At 71.3% G+C, this 18,926-nt stretch carries 22 protein-coding genes and 2 pseudogenes; 12 read left to right on the top strand and 12 right to left on the bottom strand.

Features of this window, described 5'->3' with window-relative positions:
- The first annotated feature begins 5 nt into the window (after positions 1–5).
- The 3 genes from OG900_32310 to OG900_32300 are packed head-to-tail and all read left to right on the top strand — an operon-like array spanning position 6 to position 3,546.
- Positions 6–1,958: a dynamin family protein gene (locus OG900_32310; GenBank protein WUH94359.1), complete on the top strand. Its 1,953-nt coding sequence runs from the start codon at positions 6–8 to the stop codon at positions 1,956–1,958.
- Positions 1,958–3,061 carry a hypothetical protein gene (locus OG900_32305; GenBank protein ID WUH94358.1) on the top strand — a complete coding sequence of 368 codons (1,104 nt, stop codon included), beginning with the start codon at positions 1,958–1,960 and terminating at the stop codon, positions 3,059–3,061. The genes OG900_32310 and OG900_32305 overlap by 1 nt, the downstream gene beginning before the upstream one ends.
- Positions 3,058–3,546, top strand: a complete 489-nt coding sequence (locus tag OG900_32300) for a hypothetical protein (protein WUH94357.1) — start codon at positions 3,058–3,060, stop codon at positions 3,544–3,546. The genes OG900_32305 and OG900_32300 overlap by 4 nt, the downstream gene beginning before the upstream one ends.
- Here OG900_32300 and OG900_32295 read toward each other — a convergent pair.
- The 3 genes from OG900_32295 to OG900_32285 all read right to left on the bottom strand — a co-directional run bounded on the left by OG900_32295 (position 3,479) and on the right by OG900_32285 (position 5,636).
- Complete coding sequence (locus tag OG900_32295) at positions 3,479–4,207, bottom strand: Crp/Fnr family transcriptional regulator (GenBank protein ID WUH94356.1); 729 nt, start codon at positions 4,205–4,207, stop codon at positions 3,479–3,481. The two genes, OG900_32300 and OG900_32295, sit on opposite strands and share 68 nt — an antisense overlap.
- Positions 4,208–4,490: 283 nt before the next feature.
- Positions 4,491–5,114 (bottom strand): histidine phosphatase family protein, encoded by a 624-nt coding sequence (locus OG900_32290; GenBank protein WUH94355.1) that lies wholly within the window; start codon positions 5,112–5,114, stop codon positions 4,491–4,493.
- Between the two features lie 147 nt (positions 5,115–5,261).
- Positions 5,262–5,636 carry a hypothetical protein gene (locus OG900_32285; protein WUH94354.1) on the bottom strand — a complete coding sequence of 125 codons (375 nt, stop codon included), beginning with the start codon at positions 5,634–5,636 and terminating at the stop codon, positions 5,262–5,264.
- 372 nt (positions 5,637–6,008) lie between these two features.
- Here OG900_32285 and OG900_32280 point away from each other — a divergent pair, with 372 nt between their 5' ends.
- Both OG900_32280 and OG900_32275 read left to right on the top strand, forming a co-directional pair.
- Positions 6,009–6,284, top strand: a complete 276-nt coding sequence (locus OG900_32280) for a hypothetical protein (protein ID WUH94353.1) — start codon at positions 6,009–6,011, stop codon at positions 6,282–6,284.
- Positions 6,285–6,464: 180 nt separating this feature from the next.
- Positions 6,465–6,857 (top strand): ATP-binding protein, encoded by a 393-nt coding sequence (locus tag OG900_32275; GenBank protein ID WUH94352.1) that lies wholly within the window; start codon positions 6,465–6,467, stop codon positions 6,855–6,857.
- A 96-nt stretch (positions 6,858–6,953) separates the two neighbouring features.
- Here the strand turns inward: OG900_32275 and OG900_32270 are convergent, their stop codons facing one another.
- The 4 genes from OG900_32270 to OG900_32255 all read right to left on the bottom strand — a co-directional run bounded on the left by OG900_32270 (position 6,954) and on the right by OG900_32255 (position 11,038).
- Positions 6,954–8,417, bottom strand: a complete 1,464-nt coding sequence (locus OG900_32270) for a glycoside hydrolase family 6 protein (protein ID WUH94351.1) — start codon at positions 8,415–8,417, stop codon at positions 6,954–6,956.
- Positions 8,418–8,633: 216 nt separating this feature from the next.
- Positions 8,634–9,617 (bottom strand): hypothetical protein, encoded by a 984-nt coding sequence (locus OG900_32265; protein WUH94350.1) that lies wholly within the window; start codon positions 9,615–9,617, stop codon positions 8,634–8,636.
- Between the two features lie 70 nt (positions 9,618–9,687).
- Positions 9,688–10,422 (bottom strand): alpha/beta hydrolase, encoded by a 735-nt coding sequence (locus tag OG900_32260; protein ID WUH94349.1) that lies wholly within the window; start codon positions 10,420–10,422, stop codon positions 9,688–9,690.
- A 121-nt stretch (positions 10,423–10,543) separates the two neighbouring features.
- Positions 10,544–11,038, bottom strand: coding sequence for a winged helix-turn-helix transcriptional regulator (locus OG900_32255; GenBank protein WUH94348.1), 495 nt, complete (start codon positions 11,036–11,038; stop codon positions 10,544–10,546).
- On the opposite strand from OG900_32255, the gene OG900_32250 reads away from it, so the two are divergent.
- The 3 genes from OG900_32250 (at position 10,937) to OG900_32240 (ending at position 11,983) form a co-directional block, all read left to right on the top strand.
- Positions 10,937–11,305 carry an SDR family NAD(P)-dependent oxidoreductase gene (locus OG900_32250; protein ID WUH94347.1) on the top strand — a complete coding sequence of 123 codons (369 nt, stop codon included), beginning with the start codon at positions 10,937–10,939 and terminating at the stop codon, positions 11,303–11,305. The two genes, OG900_32255 and OG900_32250, sit on opposite strands and share 102 nt — an antisense overlap.
- A 78-nt stretch (positions 11,306–11,383) precedes the next feature.
- Positions 11,384–11,569, top strand: a complete 186-nt coding sequence (locus OG900_32245; GenBank protein WUH94346.1) for a hypothetical protein — start codon at positions 11,384–11,386, stop codon at positions 11,567–11,569.
- Between the two features lie 126 nt (positions 11,570–11,695).
- A complete protein-coding gene (locus OG900_32240) occupies positions 11,696–11,983 on the top strand; it encodes a hypothetical protein (protein ID WUH94345.1) in 288 nt (95 codons plus the stop codon).
- Between the two features lie 154 nt (positions 11,984–12,137).
- Here OG900_32240 and OG900_32235 read toward each other — a convergent pair whose 3' ends face one another.
- Complete coding sequence (locus tag OG900_32235) at positions 12,138–12,617, bottom strand: diadenosine tetraphosphate hydrolase (protein WUH94344.1); 480 nt, start codon at positions 12,615–12,617, stop codon at positions 12,138–12,140.
- A gap of 57 nt (positions 12,618–12,674) precedes the next feature.
- Between OG900_32235 and OG900_32230 the strand changes: the two are divergent.
- Positions 12,675–12,928: pseudogene (locus tag OG900_32230) on the top strand (hypothetical protein).
- Between the two features lie 53 nt (positions 12,929–12,981).
- Here OG900_32230 and OG900_32225 read toward each other — a convergent pair.
- The gene (locus tag OG900_32225; GenBank protein ID WUH94343.1) at positions 12,982–13,734 is read right to left on the bottom strand and encodes a GNAT family N-acetyltransferase; all 753 of its coding nucleotides are present in this window, start codon (positions 13,732–13,734) and stop codon (positions 12,982–12,984) included.
- Between the two features lie 539 nt (positions 13,735–14,273).
- On the opposite strand from OG900_32225, the gene OG900_32220 reads away from it, so the two are divergent.
- Positions 14,274–15,062 carry a DUF2846 domain-containing protein gene (locus tag OG900_32220; GenBank protein WUH94342.1) on the top strand — a complete coding sequence of 263 codons (789 nt, stop codon included), beginning with the start codon at positions 14,274–14,276 and terminating at the stop codon, positions 15,060–15,062.
- A 274-nt stretch (positions 15,063–15,336) separates the two neighbouring features.
- Positions 15,337–15,786 carry a hypothetical protein gene (locus OG900_32215; protein ID WUH94341.1) on the top strand — a complete coding sequence of 150 codons (450 nt, stop codon included), beginning with the start codon at positions 15,337–15,339 and terminating at the stop codon, positions 15,784–15,786.
- A gap of 57 nt (positions 15,787–15,843) precedes the next feature.
- On the opposite strand, the gene OG900_32210 is transcribed toward OG900_32215, so the two are convergent.
- Positions 15,844–16,170, bottom strand: a complete 327-nt coding sequence (locus tag OG900_32210; protein WUH94340.1) for a helix-turn-helix domain-containing protein — start codon at positions 16,168–16,170, stop codon at positions 15,844–15,846.
- Positions 16,171–16,630: 460 nt separating this feature from the next.
- On the opposite strand from OG900_32210, the pseudogene OG900_32205 reads away from it, so the two are divergent.
- A pseudogene (locus OG900_32205) lies at positions 16,631–16,744 on the top strand (IS5/IS1182 family transposase).
- A gap of 153 nt (positions 16,745–16,897) precedes the next feature.
- Here OG900_32205 and OG900_32200 read toward each other — a convergent pair.
- Together OG900_32200 and OG900_32195 are read right to left on the bottom strand one after the other, a co-directional pair.
- On the bottom strand, positions 16,898–17,212 hold the full coding sequence (locus tag OG900_32200; protein ID WUH94339.1) for a hypothetical protein: 315 nt from the start codon (positions 17,210–17,212) through the stop codon (positions 16,898–16,900).
- Complete coding sequence (locus OG900_32195) at positions 17,209–18,915, bottom strand: MFS transporter (protein ID WUH94338.1); 1,707 nt, start codon at positions 18,913–18,915, stop codon at positions 17,209–17,211. Before OG900_32195 ends, OG900_32200 begins: the two co-directional genes overlap by 4 nt.
- Positions 18,916–18,926: the final 11 nt, after the last annotated feature.

Here is an 18,926-nt window from a genome sequence, read left to right as displayed (position 1 = left end):
GGAACATGAGCACGGAGAACAGCGGCTACGAGGCCGCCGCAGGACAGCGCTCCCGGCTGACCGGCATCGGCCGCCAGGTGGGCGAGATCGCCGCGCGGATCGGCAACGAGGGAGCCAAGGACTCGACAGCCGCGCTGCTCGCGCGGCTGGACAGCGACGCCTTCCACGTCATGGTGGTGGGCGACTTCAACCGCGGCAAGTCCACCTTCGTCAACGCCCTGCTCGGCGCGCAGGTGCTGCCGGTCAAGGCCACCCCGGCGACCGCGGTGATCACCGAGGTCCGCTACGGCGACACCCCCGCGGCGCAGCTGTGGCGGGAGGGCGCGGCCGCCCCGGAGAGCGTCGACCCCGCCCGGCTGACCGACCTGATCACCATCAACAACGAGGCACGCGACGAGCGCAACCCGTACGTCAAGGCCGAGGTGTTCTGGCCGCTCGAACTGTGCAGGCACAATGTCGTCCTCATCGACTCCCCCGGCCTCAACGAGCACGTCAGCCAGGACGAGATCACCCTGTCCCACCTCAGCAAGGCCGACGCGGTGATCTTCCTGCAGCACGCCATCGCCCCGATGAGCCTGAGCGAGTCGCGGTTCCTGGAGTCGTATCTGGACAGCCACGACCCCTTCTTCGTCTTCACCTACTTCGACGCGATCGAGCCGGGCGACCGCGAGGACGTGATACGCGCCGCGCGGCAGCGCATCGTCGACGTGCGCGGCAACGACCGGGACCGCGACCGGCTGCACTTCGTCGACGGCCGCAGCGCCCTGCGCGCCAGGGAGGCGGGCGACGCCGAGGCCTTCTCCCGCTCCGGCGTGGAGCGGCTCGGGCAGGCCCTCGAGCACTACCTGTCCACCGAGCGGCACAAGGTCAAGCTGCTGTCCCCGGCGAGGGCGCTGCACGGTGTCGCCCGCGAGCTGGACCGCGCGGTGCCGTACGAGATCGCGCTGCTCGACTCGCGCACCGAGGACCTGGAGCGGCGCTGGAAGGCGGCGCAGCAGCCGCTGAACGCGCTGCGCGAGCAGGCCGGGCAGATCAGCGCCGACACCCGCAACCAGACCCGGCAGCTCCAGGACCGGGTGGAGAGCCTGCTCGGCGGCTTCCTGACCACCATCGCCGAGCGGGTGCCGTCCTTCGCCGACCGGGCGCCGGTCACCACCAAGCTCGGCCTCAACCCGCTCAAGGCCAAGGAGCGGGCGGAGAAGGTCGCCAGGGAGATCGCCGAGGGCACCGCCAAGACGGTCGAGGACCGGGTCGCCGAGTGGGTGAAGACCTCGCTCGAACCGGTGGTCCGGCAGGACATGGAGCGGATCGCCGAGCAGCTGCACGGCGAGCTGACCTCCTTCGAGGCCCGGCTCGACCAGCTGCGGCTGCAACTCGTCGACCCCAGGGACGCGGCCGCCTTCGGCGAGCGGCAGGAGGAGGCGCCGCTGCAGCGCTTCCTGGCCGGCGTCGGCGGCTTCGTCTTCGGCGGCGTCGCGGGCGGCATGATGGGCGCCCGCTTCGGTGCCCGCGAGGCGCTGCGCACCATGCCGATGTCCATCGTCATCGCGCTGGCCTGGCTGCTCACCCCGTTCGGCCTGCCGACGCTGATCGCCGCCACCGTCGTCCACGGTCTGCTGCGCGGCAACTACGCCGGCGAGCGGCTGGAGAGGAAGATGCGCGAGGCCATCGGCAGGGAGATGGCCGCCCAGATCGCGATGGAGGCCCCCAAGCAGGCCCGGGAGTCCGCGCAGGCCTTCGCCGACGCCACGATGGAGCCGTTCTCCGCGGCCCTGTCCAGCGGGCTCGACGCCCGTATCGCCGAGGTCTCCCGCGCCGTGGACAGCGCGCGCAGCGCCCGCGAGCAGGGCGCGGAGGCCGTGGAGCTGCGCAGGTCGGAGCTCAAGCAACTGGAGGAGGAGCTGAACCGGGTCAGCGACGACATCGGCGACGTGGTGGACGAGCTGGCGGTCATGTGATGGCCCGCTTCTCCAGGCGGCTGCTGATGGCGGTGGACCTGCGCCACTACAGCCGCCACCCCTACGACGAGCAGACCGACGCCCAATACCGGCTGCGGCTCGTCGTGGAGCACGCGCTGCGCCGGGCCCGCGTCCCGCGGGTCCGGGTGCAGCAGCAACTCCAGGGCGACGGCCAGCTGGTGGTCTTCCCGCCCCGCACCGACGTGGTGCGGGCGGTGCCCGCGCTGGCCCTGGGCCTGCGCGACGGGCTGTACTGGGCCAACCAGGCGCCGGGGGCCTTCGGCCGGCTGCGGATGCGGGCCGCCTTCGGCCAGGGCTCGCTGTCCCGGGCCGACCGCGGCTACGTCGGAGACTGCGTGGTCCTGGTCAACCGCCTGGTCGACGCGGAGGCGCTGCGCGGGGAGTTGGAGCGCAGCGCCGACAGCGACCTGGCCCTCGCGGTGTCCGACGACCTCTACCGGGACGCGGTCGTCCCGCAGTCGCGCGGCCTGCCCGCCGCCGCCTTCCACCGCGCCGAGATCGCCACCCCGGCCAAGGACTTCACGGCGACCGCGTGGCTGCACGCCCCGCGCTCGGCGCCGTCGGCCGACCTCGGTCACGAACCGGTGATCTGGGGGCACTCCCCCGCCCGTACGGCCACGAAGGAATTCGTGGTGCCCGCCCTGGGCGCCGCGCACCTGGCCGCGACCGTGATCGCGCACAGCGCGGGGCTGCGCGAATGGCTGCTGCCCGGCATCGAGCACGGCGCGTCCGCCGCGGCGGCCGACTTCGACGACTCGGGGGTGGCGTACTCGGAGCCGGCCGGCACGGGCCACCACGGCGACGGCGGCGGTACGGATACGCATCACGACGGGCACGACGGCCACCACGGGCACGGTCATCACGGGGAGGCGCACCACGACGCGCACCACGACGGTCATCACGCGGACGGGCACGACGGGGACGGACATCACGATCCGCACCGCTCGGACCCCCACTACTCCGACCCCCACCACTCGGACGGGCACGACGACGCGCACCACGACGCGGATCCGCACCACCACACCACGGACCACGGGCACGGTGGCCACCACTTCTTCCACTTCGGGGGGCACGGCTCGTGAGCGGGGAGGAGAACGGCGCGGAGATGGCGGGCGCGGTCGCCGCCATGGTGTCGTTCCAGCAGGTGACGCAGCAGGCCGACGCGAAGGCCGGGACCATGGCGACCGTCCATGTCGGGCTCGCCGCGGTGGTGGCCTCCCAGGTGGGGCAGGCCGGGCTGCCGGAGCCGTCCCGTCCCGCGGCGGTGCTCTTCTGGGTGGCGAGCCTGGCGTATTCGATCGCCTTCGCCGTCTCCGGCTATCTGCTGATCCAGGTGATCCGGCCGCGCATGGCGGCCCCCGGGACGCCCAACCGCTTCTCGCTGGACGTCGCCGACCATGTCGGCGCCCGGCCGGAGCGGCTGGTGGACGACGCCTGGGCGACCGCGCGCGCCATCGCCAGGATCGCGGAGCAGAAGAACGCCTACACCGCGCGCGCGGTCATGTGGGTCGCGGGGACCGTCGTGTCGGCGGGCGTATGGCTGGTGGTCGCGGGGTTGGTGCGGTGAGCGCCGTCATGTCGGCGGCGGCGATCGCGTCGAGCCGCGCGCCGTCCCGTATGAAGATCCTGCGGTATCCGGTGTCGATGACGCGGTGCTGGCGCAGGCTGCGCAGCACCCGGTGCACGCTCGGCTCCGAGGCGCCGACCAGGGTGGCCAGTTCGGGCTGGCTGAGGGTCACACCGATGGCGATGCCCTCGCCCTCCCTGCGGCCGTACGAGCGCGCCAGCTCGACCAGCACCCGGGCGACCCGGGTGTGCACGTCGCTGCCGCCGAAGTCCTGCCTGCGGCGGGTGGCCCAGCGCAGCTTCCCGCCGACCGCCCGCATCACGGCCTGCGCCGCGACGTCGTCGTCCGAGAGGAAGCCGAGGAATTCCTGCCGCCCGATGAGCCGCGCGGTGCCCTTGCCGACGGCCATTACGGTCGCGGAGCGGGGCTGCGCGTCGAAGCAGGCGAGTTCGCCGACGATGTCGCCGCCGGCCCTTACCGCGAGCAGGGCCTCGCGGGCGTCGTCCATGGTGGCCAGGACCTTGAACCAGCCCTGGAGCAGCAGATAGACCTCGGTTCCCGGCTCGCCTTCGCGCAGCAGCCGCTCCCCGCCGCTGAAGCGCACCCCCCGGCCGAGTGCGGTGAACCGCTCCCGGGTGTCGGCCCTCAGCCCGCCCAGCACGCTGGAGGCGGGCCACGGGACGCCGGAGACGGCTGATAAGTGGGACTTTCCCTGCAGAGTCGAGTTCAAGCGGATCCCCCAGCGACGCCGTTGCGCGGCCGGCCGGAGAGGCGGCCGAGGCTCAGTATGGGGGTCGGATCGCCCGTAGCGCCCCCAAATCACCCGGGTTGGTACGCCCGCTGGCAGTGAGGCGCCAGGGGCATACGGGAGGTGCCGCGGGATGCCGCCGGTCTCGGGGCCCGCGGGCCTCACTGCCCACGTCGGTACAGCCGTCGAGCGGGCCTCAGACGTGGAGCTCCCGCGGAAAGCCGGTCCAGCGGAGCTCGGCGGGGAGGTGGCCGGTGTCGTTGAAGAGGAGGACCGCGGGGGGCCGGTCGGGTGAGTAGCGGATGACGGTCAGCGCCGCGTTGGCGTGGTTGATGCCCAGCCACCGCCACTCGGGTGCGTCGAGGGCGGCCCGGACGAGCCAGCCGACGAGGAAGTTGTGGGTGACGACCAGCTCGTGCCGCGGCTCGTCTCCGACGACGGTCCCGGTGAACTCCGCGAGTGCCGCCGCCGCGAGCCCGGGGCCCTGCTCGCGTTCCTCGGCGGTGAAGCGGTCCAGGAACCCGCTCCAGGCGTCGGCTGCCTCCGGCGGCAGTTCCTCGCGTGCGGGCAGGTAGGGGACGTAGTCGCCGGCCGCTTCCGATCGACGGCAGGGGACTGCGTCGAGCTGCTCACCGACCAGCCGGGCGGTCTGTTCGGCGCGGGCGAGCGGCCCGTGGTGGATCGCCGCCAGCGGGATGCCACGGAGCCGCTCCCCGAGCAGGACGGCCTGGCGGCGGCCCGCGTCCGTCAGTTCGCTCTCGTCCTGCGACGCCTCGCCATGACGGGCGAGGTAGAGGTGGCGGGCGGCCGTACCGGTCATGGATGCGCCCTTCGGCGAGATCGATCCTGCGGACGCATGGAGGGACTCCGCCCCGCGCCGCCCGGTTCCCCGAAGGGGGGAGCCGGCCGCGAGCCGGATCAGCGTGTCGCAGGACGACTCGCCGTGCCGCCCGGCGGTGTGCCCGGCTCACACCCTGTCGGCGGCGTCGGAGGCGACCCGCAAGGCCCAGGCCACCAGCGGGACCTGGACGGGCAGCCGGCCGTATGCCGCGGCCTTCAGTACGGGGCGGCGGTGGCGCCAGTCGTAGGCCATCTTCACATTCCCCGGGAAGACGGCCACGAAGAGTCCCGCGGTCAGCAGCGCGGCGGGACGCCGGGTGGCGGGGACCACCAGGGCGGCGGCGAGGGCGAGTTCGGCCGCGCCGCTGGCCTTGGTCCACGTGCGGGGGCGGCCGGGAAGGGACTTGGGGATCAGCGCGTCGTAGGGCTTCGGCGCGGCGAAGTGCGTGACGCCGGCGGTCGCGAGCAGTCCGGCGAGCAGATGGGCGGAGCGAGCGGACACCGTGGGCCTCCACGTGGACGGCGCCGGCCCGAACGACCGACTACCCGTCGGTAATATCACAACACCGCGCTGTCCATCGGTGTCGAGAAGCGATCCCCCGTGGCCGGCCCCCGGGGCGGGTGGCTGCCTGCCGCCAGGTGTCGATCAGCGGTCTTCCCGTTCGTCGTTGGTAGGGAACCGGCTTCCGGGGCCGTGGACGAACGCAGACGGAGGGCCGCATGACGCGCGGCTCCGGCGCGGCGCGACCCCGGCCGTTCGGACGCGGGCCGTTCGGACGCGGGCCGTTCGGACGCGGGCCGTTCGGACGCGGGCCGTTCGGGCAGCGGCTGGAGCAGGGCGTTCGCGGCGTTCTGCCTCGCCGGTACGGCCCTGATGATCTGCGAGGGGGCCGTGCCCGGCTGGGGGTCGATCTTCCTGCACGACAGCCGGGGCGTCTCGCTGGGCCTGGCCGCGACCGCCGTCACGGCCTACGCGGCGGGCCAGGCCGCCGTACGCCTGGTCGGTGACCGCCTGGCCACCCGCTATGGCGCCCCGAAGGTCTCCCGCAACAGCGGGCTCGGGGCAGCCGTCGGGCTCGGCGTCGCGGTACTGGTGCCCGCACCGGCGGCCGCGGTCGCCGGCACGGCGGTGACGGTGATGAGCCCGTGATCCGCACGGTCCCGCCGGGAGCGAGAGCTACCGAAGTCAGCGGTTTCGCGTGCGAGTGACCTTGCCGGGGAAGGTGCAAGAAGCGGCCGCTGCCGCGCGCTCGACCACGCCGGGGTCAGCGGGAGCCGAGCGGCGGTGCACAGGGGCTGTCCAGAGGCAGGCGCCGGTTGAGGTGGTGTGGTGCGCGCAGGCGAGGTGTACAAGGGTGAGCCGGGGGATATCGCCAGGGCCAGGCGCCTTGCCGGAGAGCTGTTCGACCGGCTGCGGAGCGCGGGGAGACCCGCGCCCGGTGCCGTGGTCGCGAACGTTCAGCTGGTCGTCAGCGAGCTGGTCACCAACGCGGTGAAGTACGCCGAAGGCCCGTGCGGGGTGGGCCTGCAGGTCGTCGGGGACACGGTCGAGGTCTCCGTGTGGGACACGTCGCAGGGGCCCGTGGCCGAGATGGGACCCGATCCGGGCCGGGTGGGCCGGCACGGCCTGGAGATCGTGCGCATGATCTGCGGCGGCTTCGACGTGGCGGACACCCCGACGGGAAAGCGGATCACCGCACGGATACCGCTCCTGCTCCCGTAGCCGCCCGCCGGCTTGCCGGTGCCGTCGCCGGTCGCCTGAGGCGGCGGCCGACCCGGAGGTGTCCGGGCCCGCCGCCGCGTCGGAGCGGGTGGTGCGTCAGGACACGCTGCAAGCGGCGCCATTGAGCGTGAACGAGGTGGGCGACGAGGTGCCGGTGCCCGTCCCCTGGAACCCGAAGCCGGTGGAGCCGCCCGCCGGGATGCTCGCGTTGTAGCCGAGGTCGGTGGCCGTCACGCTCGTTCCGGACTGGGTGGTCTTGGCGTTCCAGGCGCTGGTGATCTTCTGGTCGGCGGGGAAGGTCCACTTGAGCGACCAGCCGTTGACGGCGCTGCCGCCGGTGTTGCGTACGGTCACGTCCGCGGTGAAGCCGCCCGACCAGGCGCTGGCGACCTTGTAGCTCACGGAGCAGGGCCCGCCCGCGGGCGTGGTCGTGGGCGGAGTCGTCGGAGGTGTGGTCGGGGGAGTCGTCGGAGGTGTCGTGGGCGGAGTCGTCGGGGGCGTCGTCGGGGGCGTCGGGTCGGACGCTCCGGCGGAGGCCAGTGCGTAGGCCACGTCCGGCAGGAAGGTGCCCGCGGTGCCGGCGCAGCCGTCCGCCTCGCCCGGCGGCTTCACCCAGAGGAAGGCGTCGATCGCCGAGTCACCGGTGCTGCTCGTGGGGTAGGTGCCGATCGCCCGGCCGGACGGATCGCACCATGCCCCGCCGCCGGCCGGACCGTTGCCGTTGCGGCTGGTGTCCACCACGGCGTGCAGGTTGCCCGGGTTGCCCAGCGCGGACAGCACGTTCTTGGCGAAGTTGACCTCGTTCGCCGTGGTGTTGAAGTTGGAGACGTTGGTGAAGAGGCCGTCGGCGTTGGTCAGGATGCCGGCATTGCGCAGCCGGTTGGCCTGCTCCGAGGCGCTGTTCCAGGCCGAGTGGCCGCCGTCCAGGTAGACCTTGGCGTTGGGCGCGGCGGAGTGGATGGCGGCGCCCGCCCGGGAGAGCGAGGCGAAGCGGTCGGCCTGCTGCTGCGAGGACAGGCAGGTCGTCAGGGACACGGAGTCCGGCTCCAGGATGATGATCGACCGCCCACTGCCCAGCCCGGCGGCGAAGTTGCGCACCCAGGCGTCGTACGAGGACAGGTCGGGCGCGCCACCGGCCGAGGCGCCGCCGCAGTCGCGGTTGGGGATCTCGTACACGGCCAGCACCGGCACCTGCCCGGCGGCCGCCGCGGGGGTGGTGATCGCCTTGACGTCGTTGGTGACGGTGGAGGGGCTGTAGTTGGCGAACCAGACCGCCTGCGGCTGGGAGGCGATCCGCCGGGAGATGATCGGCTGGCGGGAGTCGCCGGAATGGGCGGCGACCCAGCGGGCGACCTGCGAGGCGGGGTCCTTGTAGAACTGGGTGCCCGTGGGGAGGCTGCCCTGCGCGGCGGCGCCCGCGCTGATCTGGGTGCTCAGCGCGATACCGGTGGCGGCGAGCCCGGTGGCCAGACCGAGCGCGATGGCCCTGCGCCGACGGGACCCGCGCGCGGGGGCCGCGGCCGTGCCTGCGGGGCGCGGGGTGGGGGTGGGGGGTGTCACAGCTGTCCTCCGTGCTCTCGTGGGGGGAGAGTGCCCTCGGGGTGAGGGCCGGATGCGGCGGGCATTCATGGGAGCGCTCCCGCACAACCGGACTTGAGCCTAACCAGCGCGGCGAGGGGTGCGTAATCCCTGTGCGGCATACATTTCGCCCGAGGGTGGGAGCGCTCCCATCGATTCGCCCTCCGCACGGACGACTGCGGTGTCGTGGCTGCGGTGTCAGCCGGCCTCGGCCTCGGCGACCAGCGCGTCGAGCGCCGTACGCAGTGCGGCCAGTTCGGCCGGGGCGGGATCGGCCGGTTCGTGCGGTATCAGCCCGGCCGGATCGACCACCGGGACGGTGCCCTCCGGACCTGGCACGGCCGCGGCGGCGGCGAGGAGGAGCGGGCCCTTGTCGGAGGGCGGGGTGCCGAGGCCCTCGCCGAGCCGGCGCAGGGCGGCCGTGAGCGGGGCCCGCGGGAAGGGAAAGTCCGCGGGGAGCAGCCCGGCCTGCTGGGTGGAGTCGTCGCCGCGGAAGTCCAGGGTCCAGTCCTCCCAGCGCGGCAGCGGCCAGTCGTGGATGCCGAGCACGGTCCCCACCGCCCAGAGCGAGACCGTGCGGGCCCGCGGGTCGAGATGGACGCCGCCGCTGTACGGCATCTTGGTGAGCACGGGGGTGCCCGGCGACGCGGCGAGCAGGTCGACCAGGGCGGGTCCGGCGCCGAGGTGCTCGGCGGGGTCCCAGTCGCTGCCCCACGCGCGAACGCTTCCGTCGGGCAGGCGCAGGGAGACGACGGAGCTGGGCTCGGTGTGCTCGGAGTCCGCGAAACCTGAGGCCTCGAAGGTCTCGAACCAGCCCGGCTCACGGGTCAAGTCCCTCCCGAGACCGAGGTGGTGGGTCAGATCACCCATGCCGTCGTGCGCGAACCGGACGTCCCAGCCGGGCCATGTCCGGGCCAGTACGGCGCGGGCGGCCATGTGGTCGGTCCAGCTGCCCACCCAGGTGAACCAGAGCAGGGTCCGGCGGTCGTGGTCGACGAGTGCGGCGCCCTCGCACCACACGTCGTCGAGCCATTCGTCGATCTCCCGGTCGGCGCGGAAGCAGCGTGTCGCCGCGTCCGGACCGGGCAGCAGGTCGTCGACCACCCGGTTGCCGGCCCAGTGCGAGTAATACCGCCGCCAGGCGCCGTTCTCGACCACCACGTACTGCGCTCGTGCTCCCATGATCGGCGAGGCTAGCTCCGCCGGACACCGGGCGCCGAACGCTTTTCGGGAGGCTCGGGGCGGCCTGTGGTCAGCTGACGCTCTTCAGCGCCTTGAGGACGACCTGGGTGACGGCGTCGGGCTGGGAGATCATGATCACGTGGGACCCTTCGATCTCGGTGATGTCGGCGCCCGCGCGCTGGGCCATCTCACGAACGACGTCGGCGCCGGCGGCGGTGTCGGCCGTGCCGACGGCCGCCCAGACCGGCAGGTTCTTCCAGGCGGGCGGCCCGCTCTTCTCGGCGAAGGCACCGGCGGCGATCGGCCGCTGGGAGAGGCCGTACACGTCGGACTGCAGCTGAGGCAGGTCGGCGGTGAAGACCGCGCGGAATTTCGCGGCGTCGATCAGGACCTCCGTGGCCGTCTCGGAACCGTTCCCCGTGGGGTACTGGTATTCCTCCAGGGCGGTGGTCAGGACGCTGTCCTTCGAGCGGCCCACGATGTCGCCGAGGACCTCGCCCTCGTCCGGAGCGAACGCGGCGACGTAGACCAGGCCGACCACATTGCTGGTCTGGGGCACGGCGTTGGTGATGACCGCGCCGCCGTAGGAGTGCCCGACAGCCAGCACCGGGCCGGGGATCTGGTTGATCATGCCGGCCACATAGGCGGCGTCGTGGCTGATGCCGCGCAGCGGGTTGACGATCGCCCGCACCGGCACTCCGGCCTTCACCAGGCGCTCCGTCACGAACGCCCAACTGCCCGCGTCGGCGAACGCGCCATGCACCAGGACGACGGTGGGACCTGAGGATTTCGCGGAGTCGGCCATCTCGGTCTCCTAGCGGTGGGTGGTCACGACGTCACTCATCGTATGGCGCCGCGGGCCGGTCGGCATTCCCAGCCCCGGCAGGGCGGTTCGTCGCGGATCCAGATGCGGGTCTGAACGGCGCCTACGGCGCGTCGACCGCGGCCCGGCTCCGTACCTCCGTGTACCGCGAGCGCGTCGCGGGGCTCGCGGCCGGGCCGGCGGTGAAGACGAACGCCTCGCTGTCGTCGAGGCTTCTTCCCGTACGGGCGTCGACCAGGACCGGCTCGACCTCCTCGCCGCTGGCGGCGTCCACCAGGATCATGGACCGCTCCCGCGAGGCCAGGTGCCGGTTCCCCCAGGCGGCCAGGGCCACGATCACCGGCCGGAGGGATCGGCCCCGCTCGGTGAGCACGTACTCGTAGCGGGCCGGCTTGTCCTGGCAGATCCGCCGTTCCAGCAGGTCGTCCATCGCCCCTCGACCGGCCGCCCGCCGCCCCTGCCTGCTCGACGACTGGGCGGCCCCCACGGCGACCGGGTGCTCGTCCACCCCCTGGACGTCACCGACGCCCAGCGGGTCCAGGCCGCCGTCGGGGCCGCCGAAGACCGTTTCGGCGGTATCGACGTCCTGGCCAACCATGCCGGCCGGGGCTGGTACGGCTCCGTCGAGGGCACACCTGACAGCGACGTCAGGGCCTCCTTCGAGCTGAAAAGTCCCTGGCGAGAACGGGCTGGCACCATCCCCGACACGACGCTCCGGCGAGCCGGAGTCTTCCGAGGCCGGTTCGGAGCTGGAGACTTGACGGTGACGCAGTGGCGACCGCGACGCCGCGCCCACCCTTCAAGCCCCCTCCGTACCGGCCCCCACAACGTCCGTGCTGCGGCCTCTGCCAGACTCATCTCATGAGCCTGCGGCTGCCGAGTCAAGAAATTGCAAACCCTCTCTCAACCTGCAGGTAGTAAAGTTCTCCCCGCGCAGGCGGGGGTGGTCCGCCCAACAGCACTGGGCCGCAGCTCTCGACGGCCTCACCGCGGGCAGCCGGGACTGCTCGAACAGCGCCACACCGGAGACACCGACGCGCTCGCCAAGGCCGACGGGGAGATCAATGCGGCGGCCGCCGAAATGGCGAAGGTCACCGCCCGCGTCGACGCCCTCGGCGGTCAGCTCTGAGGCCACCCGTCAGGCGCCGGCATGGCGCGTCCTTCCCGTGGCGGCGCAGGTCGAGGAGGGCCGAACGGGGTACTGCATCATTGGCCCGGCGATCGACCGTGACCCCGCCAGAAGGAGAACCCAGTCATGAGCCCGAGGCTGACCTTGGAGGAGCACCAAGACCTCGCCACTGCCCTGGCCGGCGTCCGAGAAGAGCTGCAGAAGCGGAGCGCCCAGCTCGCCGCCGCCTACCCGCAAGCGGGACCGGAAGCCGTACCGGAGTATCTGCTGATAGAGGCCCTGAGGGTCCTGGAATCCGTTCGATACGAACTCGACGCCATGGTGGGCCGCGAGTATCCGGAAGACGACACGCGCGAGGTCTACTACCCGGGAGATGGGCAGGGGTCGACGTGGCGCCCGCTCAGGCAGCGCTGACATCGTCGCGCTGCTCGCGACGCCGGAAGCCGCCCGGCCCACCATCACCAACCGTGTCGCCGAGGTCGCCCCGCTACGGCGACTTCCGTGAGCCTCGGCTGACGGTCACCTGTCATCGGGCCCGCCGACCTGACGGTCGGCGGGCCCACCACCGTCAGACCAGCGAGCGCAGCTGATCCAGTTCGCTGCCGATCGCTTCCCGCAGCACGTCATGCTGCGGACCGAGCCTGACCTGCTCGTCGCTCCATCGGTCACGTGGATAGAGCCACACCGGAGCACCCACCACATCGGCCGGCTCCCACTCGAACCGCGGCCAGACATGCGCATGCAGGAACGGGTCCGTGTTTCCCAGGATCTCAAGGTTGACCCGTCGGAAAGCCGGGTCCAGGCGTCGGCAGGCCCGCTCAACCGCTTCACCGAGCTGGTCCATGTCGGACAGGAACGACAGCCGCTTCGCCTTCGGCAGGTCTGACAGCCGCTGCACATCCGGTTCGTCCACGAGCAGAACCGAGTACCCCGGCAAGAACTGGACGTCCCCGATCACCGCGAAGCCCGACGTCAACCGCCGCAACACGGTCGGGTTCTCACCCCGCAGCGCAGTCCCGATCCGATCCATCCGCCAGTCACCAGTCATGGCCCGAACCTATATGCCGTTGGTCAAAGATCACTCTTCAACCGCCGCTCCAGCAGCGACGACGAGGCCGTCACGCTGTGGGCCGGGCCACCCGGTTGGGGTACCCGCGCGAAGGCGGTCTTCAGCTCCCGCACCCCCACCCACCTCATCGCCGCCACCGCAGCCGCCATGTCGACCCGACTCCGGTGATCCGCGAACGGCACGCGATCAGCCGGAGCATGGGGCGCTTGGTCACGCTCACCCCCGTCGACTCCCAGGCGACTCCTCGGGCGCCGACGCCGCTCGACGTGCGCCGCACCGCCGTCACCCAGGTGCGCCCGCAGACCGGGCATCTCGCGGTGCCCTCGCGCCCGCCCCCGCCGGCCTACCGCAGGGAGATGTTGAGCTTCTCGCCGACGGTTCGGTAGCCGATCCGAGCGTAGATCCTCTCGATACCCGGATCCGCCGGCTCCAGCCACACCGTCCGGAAGCCTCGGTCCAGGGCTGCAGCGGTCAGGTAGGCGGAGAGCATCGCGCCGATACCGCGCCGCCGAAAGCTCTCGGCGACCGCGAGGCCTGCCAACTCGCCCAAGCCGTCCACCGGCGATGAGCAGACGCCGGCGCCGACCGCCGTGCCGTCGCCGACGCTGGCCAGGGCGACCACGCCGCCGCCCTCGATGGTGTCGCGCAGCCAGGCGGTCTCACCCGTTGTCGGCTCGCCCGGCTGTCCGTATCCGGCGTGCTGCACCAGCGCGGTGGCAAGGAGCCCGGCGTCATCGGTCGGCTCGGTGATCAGGACGTCGGTCGCCGCTGCGGGGGTGACGAGTGTTTCAGCGGAGCAGACCTTGACCGCGGCGCGGTTCTCGGCCGTGAACCCCGCCGCGAGCAGGGCCGGCTCGACCTGCGGCGCGCAGGAGGGCAGGTACTCCAGGCGCGGCACCCGATCGAGCGTGCGAAACGTGCTGATGAGGGCGCTGACCTCGCTCGCGGTCGGCGCAGCCCCGTCATCCGGGATCGCGTAGTTGGCGAACGGGCTCGGCCAGTTCCGGTCGTAGCGCACCACGAACGGGCCGCTCCGCACGTGGCCGTCGGAACGCAGGGCGCGCGTGCGCGCATGGTTTTGGACGTCGAACTCCATAATGAAGATCCCTCTGAAGGCATGTAAAGACTCGGACATGCCGCCGATATCACCCGGGCGCGCAAACAGGGACACTCCAGGTGATCCATCCGGTGCATCGGCGGCTCAAGTAGCGAACTCGCCCGCATCCAATTGGCTTCAGCTCCAGCTCTGTGAGTGCTTGCAGTCAGCGGCGATCTTGGCATGTCCGCTGCCTGGTGGACAAGCAGCTGGACAGAGGGGTCTCCGCCGTCTGTGCGCTCCGGCACCGACACACGGCATCAGGTCCGCTGCCCAACACGGGCCCGCATGTTCGCCCGACCAAACAGCCCGGCGACGCGGACCACACGCGTGGAACGGATGAAGAACACTCCCGTAAAGCCCATGACCGGGCCGGTCGAGACGCCTGGGTGGAGTCGATCTCACCGACACACCAGGGCCGCGCCGTCGCACTCACCGGCTCTCGTGGACTTGCCCAGTCCAACAAGCCCACGCACCATGGACGTTAGAACATAGATTCGTCAAAAACGTCATCTCGGACATCAGGAGTCGGATCCGACATGGTCTCGTGGGTTGCGCTTGCGGGCAGTGCCGCCTTCGGCGGGCTCTCCGCCCGATCCTGGGGGCAGGTGGCACGCTACTGGGGCGATCCCGCGGCGCACCCGAAACCGACGGCCCTGGCCCGGTTCGCCGGACCCGCAGCCCAGCGCCGGCTCACGCAGGGATCCCTGCTCAATTCCGTATGCCTGAGCGGTGTGACGCTGTTGCTGCTGGGGGGTGCCTGGCTGCCCCAGCACGGTGGCACCGGCAGGCAGAATCCGGTCGCATTCACCGTGGCCCTTGGGGGACTCGCGGTCTTTCTCGCCGGATGTCTGGGCCAGGTCTCGCTGGTGTTCCTGGGCAGACCTCGCTTCGTCCTGCCGAAGCACGCCCGGGACGACAACGGAGGCATGATCGGTCGCCCGCCCGGCCCGGAAAGGGGCTCGTCCCCTGGCCAAGGAGCCGGTTCGGTGTCCGCATCGCTGCCCGTCGAACGCGAGGGCACAGCCGAGATCCTGGTGATCCGTGACGAGGCTGACCCCTACGCGCAACTGCGCCGCTACAAGGTCTACGTGGACGGCAAGCGCGCGGGAAACCTCCGACGAGGGGAGAACTGCGTGACATCCGTGGCCCCCGGCTCGCACACCGTCCAGGTCAAGATCTCCTGGTGCACGAGCTCGGTGTGCCGCGTCGGCGTGGCGCCCGGTGACCGGCTGAGGTTCCTCTGCCGCGCCCGGTCCGGGGTGGAGACCGATCCCACCGCGGTGTACCGCCTCCGGCACGATTTCCTGGTACTGCGCGCCGTGTGACAGGGACCGCCTTCCTGCACACCGTGAAACGGGCAGACGTGAGAACACAAGGTCACAGCCGGTCTCACACGCGAAGTGCCGGTGCCCACGAATCAGGCCGGCAGGGGTCGTCCGCGCACCCACCGCACGATGTCCGTTGGAGGACGAGGCCGTCCGTACAGTTGGGGACTCTTCCCAGCTCAGGAGGGTGAACCACCCTCGGCGGTCAGCAAAACGTCAGCACTGGACGCCGAGGAGTCGAACAGAGACGGCCACCAAGGCACTGCCCCACGGAATGGGCGCGTTCTTCAAGGAGTGCGAGCACCCCGCCTCGCGCTGGTCGAAGTGCCCCCACACCTACAAGATCAGGTGCCGCGACGCCTCCGGCAAACAGGTCGAGGAATCCGGCTTCACCAGCCAGGACGCCGCCATCGAGCGGCTCACCGACATCTTCCGCGCCAAGAAGTCCCAGACCCACAACCGGAGCAAGGCAGAACGTATCCGCAAGTACGGCCCCCTGCAGTTCGCCGACTTCGCGGCCGAGTGGCTTCCTGACGGCATGACCCTCTACGGCTTCCGCCGCTTCTTCGCCTCGAACTGCCTCTCCCACGGCATACCCACCGCCGACGTCGCCGAGTGGATGGGCCACCGGAGCCTCGACATCACCTTCAGGATCTACCGCCGCCTGATGCCCGGCTCGATCAACAAGACCGCCAAGATCCTGGACCTCGGCCTGGCCGCATGACCAAGGGCGGGCCCTCCTGCCCCAGCCAAGGCAAGAGGGCCCGTCGGCACCACGAGATCAGCCGGCAGTCCGCCGCTGCCTGACCCATGCCAGTACCTCGGAAACCTTGAACTGGATCTTCGCATTCATCCCCCTCCCGAACTTGTACGAGACCAACCCCACCCGCGGCGCCTCGCGATACACCCACTGGACCGACATGTTCAAGTACTCGGCCGTCTCTTCGGCGTCCATAAACTGCGCCGTCGGCATGAGCAGCTCCCCTACTTCGTCGACCCGCTCCAAGCAGATCCGCCCGGATGGCCAGAACCGTGCCTGTTCACCGCGGATTTGGACGAGCCGCCGAATCCCGATAAAGGGCCGCCGATCCGCAAGGATGACGGTCACCAAGTACTGGCTGCCACCGAGCACCCGGCGCACAGCCGACTGTCAGGGGGACTGAAGGTCGCACACTCGCACAAAACCACGCTGGGCCCTTCCCGGAACAATCACTGGACCGCCTCCACACGCCCAGAGCACCAGCGCCAACCGTCGACCGCTTCTACGCATGACGGGCAACCTCCGCTCGCGCAAGAACCACTGCCGCTGCTCCCCGTTCGCAGCGCGGCGAACGGGTCACCTCAGCTCGAGCTGAGGTGACCCGTGGCTCCGCGACCCCTTGAAGGTCAAGTACAAGGGGACCGCCCGCGGCGGCCTCGCGGTGAACGTCATCGAGTGCTGACCGGGCAGCCCTGACCTGCGGTCTCCGGTCTGCAGTTCTGTCGAGGGTGGCGGGCCAGCTGTACTCGGACTCGGGCAGTTCGAATCCCCGGTCGAAGCGGCAGATGCGAGACGCGGTACGGCGGCCCAGAACACCAAGAAGGCCACCGTGATCTGCGATGGCACGGGCCGCACCCTGTGGACCGGCGCCTTCCGGCCTGGCCGTATGCGTGATCAAACTGCGCTCAAGGTCGAGGGCGTCTGCAGCCTGTCCGAGCAGTACCCGCGGGTGAAGGCCACGGTCGGCGCGGGCCACCACCCCGCAGGATGCGGCGAAGCAGGATGGGGACACGGGCCGCATCTGCCGGGCGGCGGATGCGGCCCGATGGACTCCCGGTCTGCGGCCGTGCGAGTCCTAGGCGATCTGCTGCAGGCGCGGGACGATCACGTCGCGGACGTGGTCCTGGACTGTCTGCATCGGGATGCGCTGGGCCTCGAGGACCACGGTGCCGTGCGGGGCGGCGTGCTCGCGCACCGACGGGCGGGACTCCCACTCGACGCCGCTGCCGACCAGGACGGCGATGAACCGGCCGGTGTCCAGCAGGGCGAGGGCCTCCTCGTCGTGCGTCACGCCGACCGCCTCGAAGCCGCTGGACTCGATGATGCCGGTCGAGGCGTCGACCAGGTGGCGCTCGCGTCCGAGGACCAGGACGTTCTTCGGGATGCTCATACCGTCACCTCGATGTTTTCGGCGACCGCCGCGGCGGGCCGGGACTGCTTGGGCAGGGTCAGGAAGCCGGCGGCGACGATCAGCAGGATGCCGGCGTCCACCAGCAGGACGGTGCGGAACGCGGAAGAGTAGCTGACCGAGTCGGCGCGGGCGATGGCGCCGGTCAAGGCGCCGGCCGCCTTCGGGTCGTCCTTCAGGCAGACGGCCGGGACCTTGCTCGGGTCGACCGAGTCGGCGCGCTGTCGCACGCAGCTGCGAAGGTCGGCCACCAGTTGGTCCTGTGCCGTGACGCCGGCGCTGCTCAGCGCGGACTTCAGCGTTGGGGCGGCCTGGTCGGCAGCGTGGTCCGCCGTGTTGCCGACCTGGGCGAAGAAGATGACACCGGTCAGCGCCACACCGAGCGCCATGCCGAGCTGCTGGACGGTGTTGAGCAAACCGGAGGCGTTGCCCGCCTGCTCGCCGGGGACCTGTCCCAGCAGCAGGTCCAGGGTGGGAGCGACGATCAGGCCGAAGCCGACGCCGGAGACGATGTGCACCGGGATGATCTGCCAGGACGCCAGGCGGTGGCCGTATTCGGCGACCAGGACGGAGAAGGTGACGAAGCCGATCGCGTTGACGACGCCGCCCGCCACCAGCACGTTGCGGCCGAACTTCGGCACCAGCTTGTCGGGGGCGTTGCCCGCGCCGATGCCGACGCCGATGGCGAAGGTGGCGGCGGTCAGGCCGGCGTGCATCGGCGTCCAGCCGAGGCCCTGCTGCAGGAACAGCGTCCAGACGAAGAAGAAGCCGCCGACCGCGATCCAGAACAGGAACCACATCGCCATGCCGACGGAGAACGACCGGGAGCGGAACACCCCGAATTCCACCAGCGCGGAGCCGACCTTGGCGAAGCGGCGCTTCTCGTAGGCGAGGAAGAGCGCGAGCAGCACCAGCGCGCCGGCGACCATCGCGTACGTCCAGGCGGGCCAGCCGAGGCGGCGGCCCTCGGTCAGCGGAAAGACCAGCAGCACCACAGCGGCGATGGCCATCGGCATGCCGAGCAGGTCGAGCTTGGGGCGCCGCGGTGCGCGGGACTCGCGGATCACCAGGGCGCCGGCGATGAGCGCGGCGATCCCGACCGGGACGTTGACCAGGAAGATCGGGCGCCATTCCCAGCCGAACAGGTTCCACTGCACGACCACGCCGCCGAGGGCGAGGCCGAAGACTGCCGAGGAGCCGGTGACCGCGCCGAAGACGGCGACTGCCTTGCCGCGCTCGTCCGCGGGGAAGACCACGTGCAGGATCGCCAGGATCTGGGTGACCATCAGGCCGGCCGCGGCGCCCTGGAGGAACCGGGAGACGATCAGCATCTCGGGGTTGACCGCGACGCCGCACAGCAGCGAGGCGGCGGTGAAGGCGGCCATGCCGGCCAGGAAGACGCGCTTGCGTCCGTAGATGTCGCCGAGTCGGCCGCTGAGGATCAGCAGGACGGCGAACGAGAGCACGTACGCGGCGATGACCCACTCGACCTGGGCGTAGTCGGCGTGCAGGTCGCTCTGGATGGTCGGGACGGTGACGTTGACGATCGTCGTGTCGACCAGGTCCATGAACCCGGCGATCAGGACAACCGCGAAGGCCAGGCGGCGCTTCGGGTCGGGCGGGGCGGCGCCCGGGGCCTCCCCCGGCGACGCGGCGGGAGTCGTTGCGGAGATTTCTTGGGTCATGCGAGAAGTAT

This window comes from Streptomyces sp. NBC_00433 (assembly GCA_036015235.1).
GTDB lineage: Bacteria > Actinomycetota > Actinomycetes > Streptomycetales > Streptomycetaceae > Actinacidiphila.
The sequence above is the reverse complement of the archived record's forward strand: the minus strand, read 5'-3'. Positions and strand labels throughout refer to the sequence as shown.

Excerpts from the sequence above, each read along its gene's own strand:
- OG900_32310 (WUH94359.1), top strand. The coding sequence starts at position 6 with ATGAGCACGGAGAACAGCGGCTACGAGGCCGCCGCAGGACAGCGCTCC.
- OG900_32305 (WUH94358.1), top strand. The coding sequence starts at position 1,958 with ATGGCCCGCTTCTCCAGGCGGCTGCTGATGGCGGTGGACCTGCGCCAC.
- OG900_32290 (WUH94355.1), bottom strand. The coding sequence starts at position 5,114 with ATGACCGGTACGGCCGCCCGCCACCTCTACCTCGCCCGTCATGGCGAG.
- OG900_32280 (WUH94353.1), top strand. The coding sequence starts at position 6,009 with ATGATCTGCGAGGGGGCCGTGCCCGGCTGGGGGTCGATCTTCCTGCAC.
- OG900_32265 (WUH94350.1), bottom strand. The coding sequence starts at position 9,617 with ATGGGAGCACGAGCGCAGTACGTGGTGGTCGAGAACGGCGCCTGGCGG.
- OG900_32260 (WUH94349.1), bottom strand. The coding sequence starts at position 10,422 with ATGGCCGACTCCGCGAAATCCTCAGGTCCCACCGTCGTCCTGGTGCAT.
- OG900_32255 (WUH94348.1), bottom strand. The coding sequence starts at position 11,038 with ATGGTTGGCCAGGACGTCGATACCGCCGAAACGGTCTTCGGCGGCCCC.
- OG900_32240 (WUH94345.1), top strand. The coding sequence starts at position 11,696 with ATGAGCCCGAGGCTGACCTTGGAGGAGCACCAAGACCTCGCCACTGCC.
- OG900_32235 (WUH94344.1), bottom strand. The coding sequence starts at position 12,617 with ATGACTGGTGACTGGCGGATGGATCGGATCGGGACTGCGCTGCGGGGT.
- OG900_32225 (WUH94343.1), bottom strand. The coding sequence starts at position 13,734 with ATGGAGTTCGACGTCCAAAACCATGCGCGCACGCGCGCCCTGCGTTCC.
- OG900_32220 (WUH94342.1), top strand. The coding sequence starts at position 14,274 with ATGGTCTCGTGGGTTGCGCTTGCGGGCAGTGCCGCCTTCGGCGGGCTC.
- OG900_32215 (WUH94341.1), top strand. The coding sequence starts at position 15,337 with ATGGGCGCGTTCTTCAAGGAGTGCGAGCACCCCGCCTCGCGCTGGTCG.
- OG900_32200 (WUH94339.1), bottom strand. The coding sequence starts at position 17,212 with ATGAGCATCCCGAAGAACGTCCTGGTCCTCGGACGCGAGCGCCACCTG.
- OG900_32195 (WUH94338.1), bottom strand. The coding sequence starts at position 18,915 with ATGACCCAAGAAATCTCCGCAACGACTCCCGCCGCGTCGCCGGGGGAG.